This window comes from Bradyrhizobium sp. Ash2021 (assembly GCF_031202265.1).
Classification (GTDB): Bacteria; Pseudomonadota; Alphaproteobacteria; order Rhizobiales; family Xanthobacteraceae; genus Bradyrhizobium.
In genome coordinates this window covers 7,299,463-7,315,272 of record NZ_CP100604.1, presented here as the reverse complement: position 1 = coordinate 7,315,272, position 15,810 = coordinate 7,299,463, and the positions used below count along the sequence as shown (strand labels likewise).

At 64.3% G+C, this 15,810-nt stretch carries 13 protein-coding genes; 4 read left to right on the top strand and 9 right to left on the bottom strand.

The window, feature by feature from the left end:
- Window positions 1-149: 149 nt before the first annotated feature.
- The 7 genes from NL528_RS35205 to NL528_RS35175 all read right to left on the bottom strand — a co-directional run bounded on the left by NL528_RS35205 (window position 150) and on the right by NL528_RS35175 (window position 7,718).
- Window positions 150-1,067 (bottom strand): FAD binding domain-containing protein, encoded by a 918-nt coding sequence (locus tag NL528_RS35205; protein ID WP_309178967.1) that lies wholly within the window; start codon window positions 1,065-1,067, stop codon window positions 150-152.
- A complete protein-coding gene (locus NL528_RS35200) occupies window positions 1,064-3,754 on the bottom strand; it encodes a molybdopterin cofactor-binding domain-containing protein (protein ID WP_309178966.1) in 2,691 nt (896 codons plus the stop codon). Before NL528_RS35200 ends, NL528_RS35205 begins: the two co-directional genes overlap by 4 nt.
- Window positions 3,751-4,413 carry a helix-turn-helix domain-containing protein gene (locus tag NL528_RS35195; RefSeq protein WP_309178965.1) on the bottom strand — a complete coding sequence of 221 codons (663 nt, stop codon included), beginning with the start codon at window positions 4,411-4,413 and terminating at the stop codon, window positions 3,751-3,753. The genes NL528_RS35200 and NL528_RS35195 overlap by 4 nt, the downstream gene beginning before the upstream one ends.
- 176 nt (window positions 4,414-4,589) lie before the next feature.
- Entirely contained in the window at window positions 4,590-4,745 is a 156-nt protein-coding gene (locus tag NL528_RS35190; protein WP_309178964.1) for a hypothetical protein, read from the bottom strand.
- 139 nt (window positions 4,746-4,884) lie between these two features.
- Window positions 4,885-4,965 carry a type II toxin-antitoxin system VapB family antitoxin gene (locus tag NL528_RS35185; RefSeq protein ID WP_309185123.1) on the bottom strand — a complete coding sequence of 27 codons (81 nt, stop codon included), beginning with the start codon at window positions 4,963-4,965 and terminating at the stop codon, window positions 4,885-4,887.
- A 105-nt stretch (window positions 4,966-5,070) separates the two neighbouring features.
- The gene (locus NL528_RS35180) at window positions 5,071-6,321 is read right to left on the bottom strand and encodes a serine hydrolase domain-containing protein (RefSeq protein ID WP_375144092.1); all 1,251 of its coding nucleotides are present in this window, start codon (window positions 6,319-6,321) and stop codon (window positions 5,071-5,073) included.
- Window positions 6,322-7,076: 755 nt separating this feature from the next.
- Entirely contained in the window at window positions 7,077-7,718 is a 642-nt protein-coding gene (locus NL528_RS35175) for a TetR/AcrR family transcriptional regulator (RefSeq protein WP_309178962.1), read from the bottom strand.
- A gap of 185 nt (window positions 7,719-7,903) precedes the next feature.
- On the opposite strand from NL528_RS35175, the gene NL528_RS35170 reads away from it, so the two are divergent.
- From NL528_RS35170 to NL528_RS35160, 3 genes are all read left to right on the top strand, one after another.
- Entirely contained in the window at window positions 7,904-9,211 is a 1,308-nt protein-coding gene (locus tag NL528_RS35170) for an HlyD family secretion protein (RefSeq protein WP_309178961.1), read from the top strand.
- Window positions 9,212-9,257: 46 nt separating this feature from the next.
- A complete protein-coding gene (locus NL528_RS35165; RefSeq protein WP_309178960.1) occupies window positions 9,258-10,847 on the top strand; it encodes a DHA2 family efflux MFS transporter permease subunit in 1,590 nt (529 codons plus the stop codon).
- Between the two features lie 366 nt (window positions 10,848-11,213).
- The gene (locus tag NL528_RS35160) at window positions 11,214-13,016 is read left to right on the top strand and encodes an ABC transporter ATP-binding protein (RefSeq protein WP_309178959.1); all 1,803 of its coding nucleotides are present in this window, start codon (window positions 11,214-11,216) and stop codon (window positions 13,014-13,016) included.
- Window positions 13,017-13,026: 10 nt separating this feature from the next.
- Here the strand turns inward: NL528_RS35160 and NL528_RS35155 are convergent, their stop codons facing one another.
- Complete coding sequence (locus NL528_RS35155; RefSeq protein WP_309178958.1) at window positions 13,027-14,010, bottom strand: DMT family transporter; 984 nt, start codon at window positions 14,008-14,010, stop codon at window positions 13,027-13,029.
- A 115-nt stretch (window positions 14,011-14,125) separates the two neighbouring features.
- Window positions 14,126-14,866: a sulfite exporter TauE/SafE family protein gene (locus NL528_RS35150; RefSeq protein WP_309178957.1), complete on the bottom strand. Its 741-nt coding sequence runs from the start codon at window positions 14,864-14,866 to the stop codon at window positions 14,126-14,128.
- A gap of 141 nt (window positions 14,867-15,007) precedes the next feature.
- On the opposite strand from NL528_RS35150, the gene NL528_RS35145 reads away from it, so the two are divergent.
- The gene (locus tag NL528_RS35145; protein ID WP_309178956.1) at window positions 15,008-15,724 is read left to right on the top strand and encodes an alpha/beta hydrolase; all 717 of its coding nucleotides are present in this window, start codon (window positions 15,008-15,010) and stop codon (window positions 15,722-15,724) included.
- Window positions 15,725-15,810 lie beyond the last annotated feature (86 nt).

Sequence of the window (15,810 nt, the reverse complement as noted above, 5' to 3'; positions counted from 1 at the left end):
GGGATTGTCACCCCGGGACGCCGTCGTGTCCAGCGTCCGTGGCGGCGGAAGCGCCGTGGGTTGCCGTGGGTTAATGTCGCCATGACGCCGGCGAAGTTGGTCGGGACGGAAATGAACAGTGCCGCAACAGCGGTGGCGCGGGCCGCGCCTTACGAAGCCGCCAGCTGCTCCAGAACATCCCGCACCACGCCTTCCAGCAGATCGAGCTTGTAGCCGGTCATCGGCAGTGGCTTGGCTCCCGCCGTCGCTTCTCTTGCGGCGGTCGCAATGATCGCGGCACTCGCGGGCTTGCCCTGCAGCGCGGCCTCGGACGCGGATAGCCGCAGCGGCACCGGCGCGACGCCGCCGGCGCTGAGCCGGATGAACTGGAAGGCGCCGTCCTTGATGACGGCGCGCGCGCACACCTCGACCAGCGGCCACTCGGCGTAGCTGCGGCTGATCGCGCGCTTGTAGCGCGCGCGCTCGTTTGGCAGCGCTAAGGGAAGCTCGACACCCCTGATCATCTCGCCCGGCTTTAGCGCGTTGTCGGCCGCCCCGTTGGAGCCGTCGCCGAAGGCGTCGGCGATCGTCAGCCGGTCCCTTTGGTCGGTGATGATCGTGGCGTCATAGGCCAACAGCGCCGCGGCCATGGTCGAGGGATGCGGCGCCACGCAGGGGCCGAGATCGAACGCGACGCCGTAGAGATGATTGCCCGATCTTGCCGGGCAATCCGTGCCGCCCTTCTTCAGGCAGGCAATGTGCGGATTGCGGAAATACCAGCAGCGCGAGCGCTGCGCGAGGTTGCCGCCGAGCGTGGCGAGATGACGGACCTGCGGCGTCGCCAGACCAAGCGCTGCGGCCGCAACGCCGGGATAGGCGGCCGCGATGGCGGTATCGGCGGCAATGGCGGCGATGGTGGTGAAGGCGCCGATGCGCAACGTCCCATCCGCTCCCCAATGCATGCTGGTCAGATCTGACGCCGCGGCGATATCGATCAGCGGCCCCGTCGAGACGCCGCTGCGGCGCCGTTCGGAAAGGTCGGTGCCGGCGGCCCGGAATTCGGCGACATGGATGGCTGCGGATGTCATGCGGCGGTCCTCCCTTTCAGGGCGGCAATCAGGCGATCGGGCCGGATCGGAATCTCGGTCAGCCGGATGCCGGCGGCATTGCGGATCGCGTTGGCGAGCGCGGGCGAGGTCGGCACGGTCGCGACCTCGCCGATACCAACACTGCCGCCGAGCACGTGGTCAAAACCGCCTTCGTCGAAATGCACATCGATTTCGGGAATGTCGGCAATGCCGGGGATCCGGTAATCCTCCATGCTGGCGGTGAGGATATCGCCGGTGCGCGGATCGGTTTCGCGCGCCTCGTAGAGCGCATAGCCGAGGCCCTGAATGACCGATCCCGCCGCCTGGCTGTGCGCCAGCGCGGGTGCGGCGATCTTGCCGACCGCGATGCCGGTGTGAACCTTGAGCACGCGGACATGGCCGAGCCAGGTGTCGACCTCGACCTCGATTACCTGCACCGAGCTCGGCACGCCGGCGCCGACCGCGAGGTTGGAGAAGCGGCGCAGCATCCAGCCGAAGATCACGCCCATGAATCCCGCTTCCTTCAGCGGCGAGCGCACGCCGGGCGACGTTGGCTTGTCGTCCTCGGGCCGCACCGCGGAGACGCGCAGATCCGGCGAGGCGGCGAGCAATTCGCGCCACGGTGCGTTGGAGCCTTTGACCGGCTTCCGCTTCGCGCTTTGCTCGATCGCGGATTTCAGCTTTTGCACCGCGAGCAGCGCCGGTGGAATCATCGAGGCGGTCGAGCGGCTGCCGCCGGCGCCCGGTCCTTCCGGCAGATCGGACGCGCCGATCCGCACGTCGATCTCGTGCGGCTCGAGCCCGAATTCGCGCGCCACGGTGTTGGCGATCACGGTTCGGCTGCCCTGGCCGATGTCCTGCGTCGCGCAGCTCGCGACCAGGCGTCCGCCAACGACTGCGAGATCGACCTTGGAGCCGGGCTGCCAGAGATAGAGCCAGTAGCCGGTGGCGACGCCGACGCCGCGCCGATAACGGCCGGTCTGCGATGCCGGGGTTTTCATGTTGCGCCAGACATCGAGCGAGGCGGCCCAATCGTACAGCCGCTGGCGATTGGGATTGGGATCCCAGCGCTTGCGCAGATCGATCGGATCGACCTTCATCCTAAGCGCGGCCTCGTCGATCGCCTGCTCCAGCGCGAACGCCATCGGCGGTCCGCCCGGGCCGCGGAACGGCGCGCCGGGCGGCAGATTGCTGATGACATCGAAGTCGACGAGTTCCTTGGCTTCTGCCGGATAGATCAGCCGGGCCAATGCGGCCAGCGTCGAATTGGTGGCAGCACCAGTGTCGGCATGCGCGGTGAGCGACAGCGCCCTGAGACTGCCCTGCGCGGAAGGCAACAGCGCGATCTTGATCTCGGCCGCGGGCCGGTAGCCGCTGACGGCAAGCTCTTCGTGCCGGTCGTAGGCGATCCGGACCGGCGCCCTGGCCTCGCGCGCGAGATCGATTGCCGCCGTGGTCTCGATTCCGAGCGCGCCCTTGGAGCCGAAGCCGCCGCCGACATGATCGGCGATCACGCGGATCTTGTCGTGCGCGAGCTTGTAGCGTTTGGCCAGCAGCTCCATCACGTGAAACACGTTCTGGGTGGAGGCGTGCACGGTCAGCCCGTCGCCATCGAAACGCGCGACCGTGGCGTGCGGCTCGAGGCAGGCATGCGATTGCGTGCCGGTGCGAAAAATTTCCTCGACCAGAAGCGGATTGTTGGCCGCGCGGGCTTCACTGACCCAACTGTGGACCTTCTTCGGCTTTTGCGAAAACGCCGCCGAGGGACCGCGGATATTGCCGTTCCAGGCCGCCGGTCCGCCGGCGCCCTCGGAAACGTTGCCGGCCTGCTTGCGGTTGGCCTTGTCGAACACGACCGGCGCGCCGGGCTTGCGCGCCGCATCCAGCCCGATCACCGACGGCAGGCGTTCGCTTTTGATCGTGATGGCGGCAATCGCGGCCAGCGCGGTCTTGCGGTCCTTTGCCGCAACGGCCGCGATCGGCTGGCCGACAAAGCGCACCATGCGGTCGTCGCCGAGCAGCGAGATCGCAGCACCCACATCCGCCATCGCGCGCGCCGGTGCCAGATCGATCTCGGCGATCCGCGCATGCGCCCATGGCGAGCGCAGGATCACGCCTTCGAGCTGGCCGTCATGCTGGATGTCGACGGTGTATTTTGCGGCGCCTGTCACCTTGGCGCGCGCCTCGACGCGCGGCGAGGCAAAATCATCGCCGTCGAACTGGCCCGAGCAGGCCGCGGCCACCGCGCGAAAAATGCCGTCATAGGCGCCGCAGCGGCACAGATGTCCTGATAATGCCGCGCCGATTTCCTCGCGCGACGGCACCGCCGTTCCCTTTGTGGCGCGCCAGCGGTCGTGAAATGCCACCGCCTCGACGACGAAACCCGGCGTGCAGAATCCGCATTGCAGCGCGTCGTGCGCCACGAAGGCCTTCTGCACCGGGTGCAGTTTTTCCGCGCCGATGCCTTCGATCGTCGTGATGGACTTGTCCGCGGCATGGCGCGCGGGCATCAGGCAGCTCACGACCGGTTCGCCGTCCACCAGCACGGTGCAGGCGCCGCACACGCCGGCGGCGCACACGAGCTTGGTGCCCGTCAGACCCTGCGCGTCGCGCACGACATCGATCAGCAGCGCGTCGGGGTCGTCGGGGAGGGGGGCTGTGCGGCCGTTGATCGTCATGGTGCTCATTTGCGATCTCCAGGTTTGCGGCGGGCGGATTTTTTCGCAGGTGTTGGGTTTGCGGAACGCGGCTTCGGCAATGGGACGACGGCGCCGGCGACCAGCGTTCGCAGCATGATAGCGAGATCGGCGAGGAACGCGTCACGCGGCTGCATCGCCGGATGCATCGATTTGGCCCCGTTGACGGCCATCTCGACGCATCGCGCCAGTCCCTGCGGCGTCATGCCGTCACGGGGACGCAGCCGTTGCCTGGCGCAGACCCGTTCGATCGTCGCGGCAAGCTGCGCGGCATAGAGCACGGCATATTTCTGGTAGAGGTCGCGGGCGTGAACCAGATGCTCGGAGAACAGCTCCTCGATATGGGGCGAGCCCTCGAGCGAAGCGATCAACTGCCCGAGCCGTCCGCTGACCTCCGCGGTGAGAATATCGGCGAGGCCGAGGCCGGCCTTTTCCGCGGCGTTGGCGGCGGCGATCTCGGCGGCGAGCGCGCTCTGATGCAGCCGTTCGATCACGGCGCGGAACAGCGCTTCCTTGGACTTGAAATGATGGTAGAGCGCCTGCCGCGTCAGCCCCGCGGCCTCCGCCGCCTGCTCGATCGACGACCGCCGAAAACCATGGTGGCGAAACACCACCATCGCGGCGTCAAGAATGCGGTCACGGGGGCTCATTTGACGATTTTGACAAAAATAGACGAAGTGTCAAATGACGAGGGCGTGAATGGGAAGGGGAGGGAAGGACGGCGCTTTTGTGCGCGGATCCTCTGGGCTAATCGGCCGCAGGAGCCTTCTCGCAGACTGACCTTGATTTAAGCCCGTAGGATCTCCTACTCGCGGATAGAATCCTATCAATGACGTGTGCTGTTAGTCTGGTTCGCACCCTTGACGGCGAGGCGGGCTCGCACCTTGCCATCGATTTCGCGCCCGGTGGCACGCTTCCACTTGCGGAGTTCGTCGACCGTCAGGATGACCTTTACAACTTGATCCTTCAGCGGGCTGCCCAAGGCTTCGATGCCTGCTTGAGCGTCAGCCAGCCATTCCTCGTAGGTATCATGGAGATCAGGGCAGATGCGTTTGAGTTCGTTCCACTCCTCGGGTCAGAACCAAGCGAGAGCAACCACAGAAACATTTGACCGCTCCATGTCATTTCCTTTTCCTGCCAGTGAGCCGTGCGAGTTCGGTCGCAAGTTGATGAGCTTCATCGTTCTTGATGTGCAGATGCATGGCGTGCGTCTCAGGAAACGAGGGCTTAGGAATGCTACATGAATATTCTACCATTCACGCAAGATGAATTGACAGCTAACCCGTCCGAAGGGTTCTGAGAACTGATCAATTCACCGCGCCGAATGCGTCATAAACCAGTTTCTTGAACGCAGGTGTAATGCGCTCGCGTTCATTCTGGGTCTGCTCCAGCAGGATGTAGACCATGTCCAGTTTCGGATCGACGCCGAAATAGGTCCCGCTGCCGCTGTCCCATTTGAGTTCGCCGATCGACCCTGGCGGCGGCGGTTTGGCGTTGCCCGGGTCGGTGCGCACCGCAAATCCGTAGCCGTAGCCAAAGCCGTCGCCCGGAAAATAGAAATAGTCGCGCGCTATCCCCGAGTCGGGCCCGATATGGTCCGTCGTCATCGACTCGAAAGCGCGCGTGCTGAGATGGCGTTTGCCGTCATATTGCCCGCCGTTGAGGATCATCTGCGCAAAACGCGCATAGTCGGTCAGCGACGACACCAATCCGCCGCCTCCGGACTCCCATTCCGGATGCGCGCGACGGTCAGCCTCTGCGCTTTTCAGGATCGTGTCACCGGGCAGGGGCTCCGCCATCCGGGCGCGTTCGTCGGCGCTGCCGAGCACGAATTTGGTGCTGGTCATGCCGAGCGGATCGAAGATGAGCTGCTTTTCGAATTGATAGAGGCTCTGCCCGGATACGATCTCGATGATGCGGCCGACGACATCGGTTGAATGACCGTACCGCCAGAGTGTGCCGGGCTGTCGCGCCAACGGCAATCTGGCGATGCGCTCGGCAAACACCTTGTTGTCGAACTGCCCGTCGAAAAGGCCCGATTCCGAATAAGCCCTGTCGATCAGCTTGCCGCCGATATAGTCGTAGGTGATACCCGAGGTATGCCGCAGCAGATCCTCAATGGTCACCGGCCGGTCCAGCGGCACAAGCTTCAGATAGTGTGTTCCGTCCGCCGCGACGGAACTGACGCCGACCTGCACGTCGGCAAATCCCGGAATGTATTTGGAGGCGGGATCCGACAGCGATAGTTTGCCGGCATCGATCAGCATCATCGCCGCGACGCTGGTGATGGGCTTTGTCATCGAGTGGAGTGCAAAGATCGTATCGGGCGTCATCGGAAGATGGGTCGCGACGTCACGGACGCCGAAACATTTGAGATAGATCGGCTTGCCGTGCTGCTGGATCAGGACGACGGCGCCCGGCAATTTCCCGGCGGCGATCTCATTGTCAAAAAATTCGGTGATACGCTGAAGTCCATCCTCCGAAGGAAGTTGAGCGCCGGCCGCTCGGCCTGGCTCGGCCGCTTTGATGCCAATCACGATCGATGCGGCCGCCAGCATGATCCGGGCGGCACCCGACGCCGTGCCGCGGCCGAATTTCCTGTGAGCAAAGGTTGCGATCATTGCTCCCCCCGGGTTGTCCGGAGCATGATCGGTTCTGGTTGAAGCAGAACCGAAGCCCCGGATTCCTGTTTTGACGCGTTTCCTGCTGCAGATGCGGACAGTACCCCGACCGTACCGATAGGCAATCCAGCGCGTCACCGCTGCGGCGATTGCCCGACGGGCAAAATCAGTCATTTCCTGTCAATCCCCTCAAACGAAAATATTCCTATTTCCAGTCAACCCAAATCAGGTCTGGAAACGTCGCCGTCTCATCCCTCAAGAGGGACGTTGGCCATCGTCACGAACGTTGGGGTGGGAGGCGGATTTTGCGGACACAAGAGCACGGCATAAGCCGTAAAACCATTGTGCAGGGAATGCCGGGATGCTCCGACTGTACCTGTATGCTCGTGTGCGCTTGCTATTGTTTTTTTGCACACGAGACCGCGGGTGCAGCAAGCACCCGGCGTTCCCTGCGCCCTCTGATTTCTTGGGGCGAAAACTTCAGGCAGGACTCGGGCGCAGCGCGCCGCGGGATCGTGGACTCATATTTGGACACCCGTCATTGCGAGCGCAGCGAAGCAATCCATTCTTTTCTTTCTTTCCGTGGCGCGATGGATTGCTTCGCTGCGCTCGCAATGACGGTCGTAGGCGCCAGTGATTGAACCGAGAAGCCGCGGGGTACGACGACCTTTAGTGAAGTCGCCGCCTTCCGCTCAGCTCGCCTTCGCCCGATACGCCGCCAAAAACATCCGCGTCGCGCTTTCGACGACCTCGTGCATGCGCTCGGCCGAGGGTGCGGGGGCGGCCTGAAACACGAACGGCAGGAACAGCGACGCCTTGCATACTTCCATGAACTGCGACGCCGCGAGCTGGCAGTCCTCGATCGCGAGGTCGCCCGGCGCAACATGCGCCTGCAGATATTCGGCGAGGCGGTTGATGGTTTTCTCCAGCACGCGCTCGTAGTAGCGGCGGCCGACGTCCGGCATCCGCTCGGCGATCGCCATCACGGTGCGGATCGCGGAGCCGCCGCCCGGCCGGCACAACAGTTCGATATAGTCCTTGCCGAATTCCCGCAGCGTGGTCGCGACATCGCGCGCCGGGTCGAAATTGAATTCGACCTGGCCGTGCTCGAGCGCTTCGCCCTCGACGATGGCTTCGAACAATCGGTTCTTGTCGGCGAAGTAGACGTAGAGCGTGCCCTTGGAAACCCCGGCGGAACGCGCGATCTCGTTCATGCTGGCGCCGTCAAACCCGAGATCCATGAACACCTTGCGGGCGCCATCGAGGATCTGCCGGCGCTTCGAGGAATCCTCATCGCCGACCAGATGAAGCGGGTTGGGGGTGGCTGCAACCATTGGTTAGCTGTTCCGCGAACTTTTCAACTCAGGATACGCACAGGTAGCAATTTTGACCCTATGATCGAGCCGCGCGAATATAGCTTGACCGAACCGTTCGGTCAATGATAATTTGAAATTCAACGATGCTATTGGGCTGATTTCGGCCGCCTTGGCATCGCGACATTGTAATGGGGAGGCCGGTGATGGCCGCAGCGAGAGACCAGGCCGCACGCATCGTTCGCACCGGGCCGGAGACGGCAGAGGGTGAGGCTGCGCGCGATAATTCCGCCCATCTGGCGGAGCAGCTCCGGACTCACGTCGCGGAAGAAACCAGGCGGCTTCCCGCGGAGCCGCCCGCCAGCCCCGCGACCGAAAAGCCGGCCGCGCCGCCTGCCAATGCCGCCGCTCAGGCCGCGCCGAAATCGGGAAAGCGCAAATTCGTGATGATGGGCGTCGTCGCCTTGCTGGCGCTGGCCGCCGCGAGCTACGGCACCTACTACCTTCTCGTCGGGCGCTTCTATGTCTCGACCGACGACGCCTATGTCCGCGCCAACAACACCACGTTGGGCGCACGGGTGTCCGGCCATGTCGCGACGATCTTTCCCGGCGACAATGCGGTCGTTCACACCGGCGACGTGATCTTCAAGATCGATGACGGCGATTATCGCATCGCCGTGGATGCCGCGCGCACCAGGATCGCGACCCAGCAGGCCACCATCGATCGCATCGGCCGCCAGGTTACGGCGATGGAAAGCGCGGTCGAACAGGCCAAGGCGCAGCTCGTCTCCGCGGAAGCCGGGCTGAAGCGCGCCGGTCTCGACTTCGACCGCCAGCAGGCGCTGAGCACCAAGGGATTTGCCTCGCGCGCCACCTTCGAAGTGTCCGAAGCCGGCCGCGACCAGGGCGTTGCCGCGGTGAAATCGGCGCAGGCGGCGTTTGACGCCGCGCGCGACAGCGTCGAAGTGACCAAGGCACAGCAGAACGAGGCCCGCGCCCAGCTTGCGGAATTGCAGACACAGCTCGCCAAGGCCGAACGCGACCTCGACTTCACCTCGGTGCGTGCACCGGTCGACGGCACCTTCTCCAACCGCCTCGTCAACACCGGCGACTTCATCACGGCCGGCCAGCGGCTCGGCAACGTGGTGCCGCTCAACGACGTCTTCATCGATGCTAACTACAAGGAAACCCAGCTCAAGCGCATCCGCCCCGGCCAGCCGGTGACGATCAAGGTCGATGCCTACGGCCTTCGCAAATTCGAAGGCACCGTCGACAGCATTTCGCCCGCGGCAGGCTCGGTGTTCACGCTGCTGCCGCCGGACAACGCCACCGGCAATTTCACCAAGATCGTGCAGCGGCTGCCGGTCCGGATCCGGGTGCCGAAGGGCGTCGCGACGCAAAATCTGCTGCGTGCGGGCATGTCGGTTTACACCACCGTCGACACCCGCGAGGGCGCAGCCGATGCGGACAGCGAGGTCGACCTCGATTCGCCGTTGATGATTCATCCGCAGTAATTCCTTGCGCCTCGGGCGAAGCCCGGGCGCGTGATCTGGGCAAATCATGGCTGACGCCACCACCGCTCCGCCCTCGATGATGAACACAGCGGCGCCGCCGTCCGAGCGCATCGCGCCGCGACGGCTGTTCGCGTTCCTGATCATGGTGTTCGGGATGTTCATGTCGATCCTGGATATCCAGATCGTGTCGGCGTCGTTGTCGGAAATCCAGGCCGGGCTCTCGGCCAGTTCCAGCGAAGTGTCGTGGGTCCAGACCGCGTATCTGATCGCGGAAGTGATCGCGATTCCCTTATCCGGATTTTTGTCGCGCGCGTTCGGCACGCGCTTGCTGTTTGCGATTTCCGCCTCCGGCTTCACCATCGCGAGCTTCCTGTGCGGCTTCTGTTCCTCGATCGAGCAGATGATCCTGTGGCGCGCGATCCAGGGCTTTCTGGGCGCCGGCATGATCCCGACCGTATTCGCGTCCGCCTACACGGTGTTTCCGCGCTCGAAATTCTACATCGTCGGCCCGATCATCGGTCTGGTGGCGACGTTGGCGCCGACCATCGGCCCGACCGTCGGCGGCATCATCACCGATTGGATGTCGTGGCACTGGCTGTTCTTCATCAACGTCGTTCCCGGCATCGGCATCACCATCGGCGTGCTGATCCTGGTCGATTTCGATCAGCCGAACTTCAAGCTGCTGGAGCACTTTGACTGGTTCGGCCTGTTCGCGATGGGCGGCTTTCTGGGCTCGCTCGAATACGTGCTGGAGGAAGGCCCGCAATATGAATGGCTGCAGGACACCTCGGTGGCGGTCTGCGCCGCGGTTTGCCTGTTTTCCGCGGTTGCCTTCTTCTGGCGGGTGCTGACGGCGCGGGAGCCGATCGTCGATATCCGCACCTTCACCGACCGCAATTTCGCGATCGGCTGCCTGATCTCGTTCTGCGTCGGCATCGGCCTCTACGGCCTGACCTATGTTTATCCGCGCTACCTCGCCGAAGTGCGCGGCTACAGCGCGCTGATGATCGGCGAGACCATGTTCGTCTCGGGGATCACCATGTTCCTCACCGCGCCGATCGTCGGACGGCTGATGACCAAGATCGACATGCGCCTGATCATCGCGATCGGCCTGATCACCTTCGCGATGGGCTCCTACCAGATGACCTGGATCACGCGCGATTACGATTTCTATGAATTGCTGATCCCGCAGATCCTGCGCGGCATCGGCATGATGTTCGCGATGGTGCCGACCAATACGATCGCGCTGGGGACCTTGCCTCCCGAACGGGTAAAGAACGCTTCGGGTTTGTTCAACCTGACGCGCAATCTCGGCGGCGCGGTCGGATTGGCCGTCATCAACCAGGTGCTGAACGAGCGCACCGATCTGCACATCGTGCGGCTGCAGGAGCGCGTCAACTGGGGCAACGCCACCGCGGTGGAGACGCTCAACATGTTCACCCAGCGCCTGCAGGGCGTGGGCGATGCCGCATTGATGGCGATGAAACAATTGTCGCAGATCGTTCACCGCCAGGCGGCGGTGATGGGCTATGGCGACGCCTTCTTCATCCTGACCGTGTTCTACATCAGCCTCAGCCTTCTGGTCACGCTGCTGAAAAAGCCCGCCGCATTGCCGTCGGGAGAGCCGGGGCACTAATTGCGTGCGCCGCCGGCGCGGCTTGAAGGTCACACTGTTGCGTTGAACGGCCCGCTCACGCGGTTGTCATATTGCCATTCACCCGTGATGCATTTATAAGCAGCGCATCGTCACTCGAACCGGGGAGGATTTGCATGATTTCGATGTATTCGCAGATCGCGCGCCCGCGTCCGATGTCTGTGCTGGATTTTCGGTCGCACTGCTGACCGCGCCCACCGCCTGCTTTGATCGGGCCTGACGTCCCGATCTCCAGGCTTCCCAGCGACTTACAGATATTTTTCACGACGCCCGGATCACGTTTTGTGCCGCCGCGCGTCCATCCAGATGGAGCCGGCGTGCGCGCGAACCGCGTAGCCGGATGAGGCCATGACCGCTCAAGCCAACAAGCGTCCCGCCGCGATCCGCGTGGTGATCCCGTTCGTGTTTCGCCACTGGCTGGAACAGCCCGTGTGCGCCTCGCTCGTCGCCGGCGGCCTGCTGGGCGCGACCGCGGCCGACCTGTTCATGCCGGTGTTCTCGGGCCATCTGATCGATGCGCTGACATCAGGCGCATCCGATCCTGCCGCGCGCCGTGCGGCGCTGGCCGCGTTTGGCGGCATCGTGGCGCTCGGCCTGCTGTCGATGATCCTGCGCCTGACCGGCTTGCAGGCGATCGTGCCGTTCACGCTGAAGATCATGTCGGATGTGGCGCGCGACGCCTTCATGCGCGTGCAGCGGTTTTCGACCGACTGGCACGCCAACTCGTTTGCCGGCTCGACCGTGCGCAAGATCACCCGCGGCATGTGGGCGCTCGATCTGCTCAACGACACCATTTTGATGGCGCTGGCGCCGTCGCTGACGGTGCTGTTGGGCTCGATGATCCTGCTCGGGCTGCACTGGCCGTCGCTCGGCCTCGTGATCGCCGTGGGCACCGTAATCTATGTGTTGATGACGATCGCGTTCTCGGTCAACTACATCGCACCCGCCGCGCGAATCTCCAACGCCTGGGACACCAAGGTCGGCGGGACGCTCGCGGACGCCTTGACCTGCAACGCGGTGGTGAAGTCGTTCGGCGCGGAAGCGCGCGAGGACGCGCGGCTGGCCGGCGTCATCGGCCGCTGGCGCACGCGGGTGCGGCGGACCTGGCTGCGCTACAACTACACCTCGACGGCGCAGCTTATGGTGCTGCTGTGCTTCCGCGCCTCCGTGATCGGCGGCGCGATCCTGCTGTGGATCGCAGGACGCGCCTCGCCGGGTGACGTCACCTACGTGCTCACCAGCTATTACATCATCCACGCTTACCTGCGCGATGTCGGCATGCACATCAACAATCTGCAGCGCTCGGTCAACGATATGGAGGAACTGGTCGCGATCCATGGCGAGCCGATCGGCATTGCCGATGCGCCGGGCGCTGCGCCGATCGACATCCAGGGCGGCCGCATCGTGTTCGACGCCGTGACCTTCCTCTACGGCGGCCATCGCGCGCCGCTCTATGACGGCCTGTCGGTTGATATCCGCGCCGGCGAGCGCGTCGGCCTGGTCGGCCGTTCCGGATCGGGCAAGACCACGTTCGTCAAGCTGGTGCAGCGGCTCTACGACGTCTCTGGCGGCAGGATCCTGATCGACGGTCAGGATATCGCTCACGCGACCCAGCATTCGCTGCGCAGCCAGATCGCGATCGTGCAACAGGATCCGATCCTGTTTCACCGTTCGCTGGCGGAGAACATCGCCTATGGCAGGCCCGGCGCCAGCATGGCTGCGATTGAGCAGGCGGCGCGGCTTGCCAACGCGCACGAGTTCATCCTGCGGCTGCCGAAAGGTTACGGCACGCTGGTCGGTGAACGCGGCGTCAAACTGTCGGGCGGCGAGCGGCAGCGCGTGGCGCTGGCGCGCGCGTTCCTCGCCGATGCGCCGGTGCTGATCCTGGACGAGGCGACGTCCAGCCTCGATTCGGAGTCGGAAGGCCTGATCCAGCAGGCGATGGAGCGGCTGATGAAGGGCCGTACCTCGATCGTGATCGCGCACCGGCTGTCGACGGTGCGCAGCCTCGATCGCATCCTGGTGTTCGATCGCGGCGAGATCGTCGAGCAGGGCACCCACGCCACGCTCACCGCGCGGGCCGGCGGCATCTATCGCGGGCTGTTCGAACGGCAGGCGACCGAGTTCAGCGAGGTCGCGGCGGCGGAGTGAGAACGTCAGGTCATTCGGGGGCGGCGCCAACGGGTCCGCGCAGAGCGCGGCCCGATGACAGGCTCCGAGCCGAACCCGGAATGACGGTGTCGGTCGGCGCCGCCCGTCCGCGCGTGCGCGTCGAGATCGCCACCGTCGCCACCACGGCGGAGGCGAACAGCACGATCTGCGGCGTGATGGTCTCGCCGTTGAAGCAGGCCGCGAGCACGAAGGTGATGAAGGGCTGCAACAATTGGATCTGCGAGACCCGCGCGATGCCGCCCATCGCCATGCCGGCGTTCCAGGCGAAGAACCCGACCCATTGGGAAAAGATCGCGACGTAGAGCAGGCCGAGCCAGGGCTTCAAGGCGATGTGGCTGATGTCGGCCGGCATGGTGAGCGTGGCGGCGGGGATCGAGACCGGCAGCGCGATCACCAGCACCCAGCTGATGACTTCCCAGCCGGGCATCTGCGAAGTGAGCCGTCCCGAGAACGCGTAGCCGATCGCGGCGACCGCGACGGCGGCGAACAAAAGCAAATCGCCGGCGGATAGCGTGCCGCCGCCTTGCCGCAGCGCAAACGCGACCACCAATGCCGCGCCGCCGACGGATGTGATCCAGAACAGGGGGCGCGGCCGTTCGTGAGTGATGGCGACGGCAACCAGCGCGGTGGCAATGGGGAGAATGCCGAGCACCACGCCGCCATGCGAGGCGTCGACGCGCTGCATCCCGAGCGACATCAGCAGTGGAAACAGGATGCTGACGCACAGCATCGTGATCACGAGCTGAAGCCACAGCGCGCGCGGCGGCAGCGGCCGGCGCAGTACCAGCAACAGCGCCAGCGAACACAGTCCGGCGATCGCGGTGCGCAACGATGTCAGCGCAATCGGATCAATTTCAGATACCGCGATGCGCGTCGCCGGCAGCGTGCCGCCGAAAATCGCCACGCCGATAAAGCCGAGCAACAGACCAAGACGTTCGCGCGACACCGTGGAGGACATGACCGGAGAAGACATGACGCGAGTGGTTAGCTCGTTTGCTTACACGCGTATAGTTTTTTGCGCGCACCGCATGGCGGCCATGCGACGGTGCGCAATTTTGTCAGTGCAATCGGATCAATCCGCACTGCTGCTAGTGGCCGACGCTGCTCCACAGCAGTCCGATCCCGGACAGAATCAAAAGCCCGAGCACGACGTCGCCGAAGTTTCGATCGCTGAGCGCATGATAGGTCCGTGTGCCGAGCCACGCGCCGACGAGCGTTCCTGGGAAAGCGCATAGCACCAGCCAGATGATTTCAGGTTTGACGAGGCCGGTTGCGATCTGCACGCAGAGCGCGGTTGCGAGGATCGTCCAGTTGAAAGTCTGGAAAATGCCGCGCTGCTCCTTCTTGCCCCAGCCGCGTACGCTGGCCCACAGGATGGGAATCGGACCCGAGAGTCCGGCGAGACCGCCAAGAATGCCGCCGGCGAAGCCGATGGCGGTGTCGGCCCATTTGCCGCCGAAGCGGAAAGCCATCGGCGTGCGCTGAAAAAACAGCGCGGTCGGAAACACCAGCAGCAGCACGCCGATGGTCAGTTTGAAGACCTTGGGATCGGCATGGGCGATCATCAGGATACCCAGCGGCACGCCGGCGAGGCCGCCGACGATAAAAGGCCAGACCAGACCGAAGTCGATGCTGCGCCAGATGCCCGGCAGCGTCGAGGTTTGCGCGATGACCGAACAGATCAGGACCAGCGGCACGGCCATCGAAGGCGGCAGCACATAGAGCCAGATCCCCAGCGCCATCAGCGCAGTGCCGAAGCCGGCAAGGCCGGACACGAAACCGCCGGCGAGCGCGCCGAGGAAGAGGAGTGCGTAGGCGGTCGCGCTCAATCTGACTTTTCTCCTTCGTCATTCCGGGTTCGCATCTTCGATGCGCCCCGGAATGACGGATGTGTTGGGGGGCGAACGTTTACACGAGGCAGCCCGCAGGTACTATCGCAATCAACGATAACCCCAGGGGGAAACGGCCCAATGAATTCAAGCTCCGCCAAAACCGTTCTGGTCTGCCACGGCGCCTGGTCGGCGGGATGGGCGTGGAAGAAGATGCACCCGCTGATGCAGGCCGCCGGACATCGTCTGGTCACGCCGTCCTACACCGGGCTCGGCGAGCGGGCGCATCTGGCCAATCCGTCGATCGATCTCGAGACCCATATCGAGGACGTTCTCAACGTCATCACATACGAGGATCTGCGCGACATCGTGCTGCTCGGCCACAGCTATGGCGGCATGGTCGCAACCGGCGTCGCCGACCGCGCCCGCGACCGCGTCGCGCAGTTGATCTATCTCGACGCCTTCGTGCCGCGCGACGGGCAGTCGCTGTTCGATCTCAACGAATCCGGGCGGCAACATTTGCAGGACGCCGCCAAGAGCGGCGACGGCTGGCGCGTGCCGCCGCTGCAGACGCCTCCGGATACATCGCCCGCCGACGTCGAATGGCTGTCGGCGCGCCGCGTGCACATGCCGGTTAAATGTTTTGAAACCAAGCTCAAGCTGCAAAACGGCGAGCCGACCTTGCCGCGCAGCTACATCTACGCGACGCGGATCACGCCCGCCGATACGTTCGGCCCATTTGCCAAGCGCGCCCAAGGCGAAGCGGGCTGGCGCTTCTACGCGATCGACGCCAGCCATTCGCCGAACGTCACCGCGCCGGAGGCGCTGATGACGTTGCTGGAGAGGATCGTCGCTTGACGTGTCATTCCGGGGCGATGCGAAGCATCGAACCCGGAATCTCGAGATTCCCCGATGCGCAATTGCGCATCTGAGGTCTGGTGCTC

Bases quoted from the DNA above. Each gene is read 5' to 3' on its own strand.
- NL528_RS35205 (WP_309178967.1), bottom strand. From the start codon at position 1,067: ATGACATCCGCAGCCATCCATGTCGCCGAATTCCGGGCCGCCGGCACC.
- NL528_RS35200 (WP_309178966.1), bottom strand. From the start codon at position 3,754: ATGAGCACCATGACGATCAACGGCCGCACAGCCCCCCTCCCCGACGAC.
- NL528_RS35195 (WP_309178965.1), bottom strand. From the start codon at position 4,413: ATGAGCCCCCGTGACCGCATTCTTGACGCCGCGATGGTGGTGTTTCGC.
- NL528_RS35185 (WP_309185123.1), bottom strand. From the start codon at position 4,965: ATGCATCTGCACATCAAGAACGATGAAGCTCATCAACTTGCGACCGAA.
- NL528_RS35180 (WP_375144092.1), bottom strand. From the start codon at position 6,321: ATGCTGGCGGCCGCATCGATCGTGATTGGCATCAAAGCGGCCGAGCCA.
- NL528_RS35175 (WP_309178962.1), bottom strand. From the start codon at position 7,718: ATGGTTGCAGCCACCCCCAACCCGCTTCATCTGGTCGGCGATGAGGAT.
- NL528_RS35170 (WP_309178961.1), top strand. From the start codon at position 7,904: ATGGCCGCAGCGAGAGACCAGGCCGCACGCATCGTTCGCACCGGGCCG.
- NL528_RS35165 (WP_309178960.1), top strand. From the start codon at position 9,258: ATGGCTGACGCCACCACCGCTCCGCCCTCGATGATGAACACAGCGGCG.
- NL528_RS35160 (WP_309178959.1), top strand. From the start codon at position 11,214: ATGACCGCTCAAGCCAACAAGCGTCCCGCCGCGATCCGCGTGGTGATC.
- NL528_RS35155 (WP_309178958.1), bottom strand. From the start codon at position 14,010: ATGTCTTCTCCGGTCATGTCCTCCACGGTGTCGCGCGAACGTCTTGGT.
- NL528_RS35145 (WP_309178956.1), top strand. From the start codon at position 15,008: ATGAATTCAAGCTCCGCCAAAACCGTTCTGGTCTGCCACGGCGCCTGG.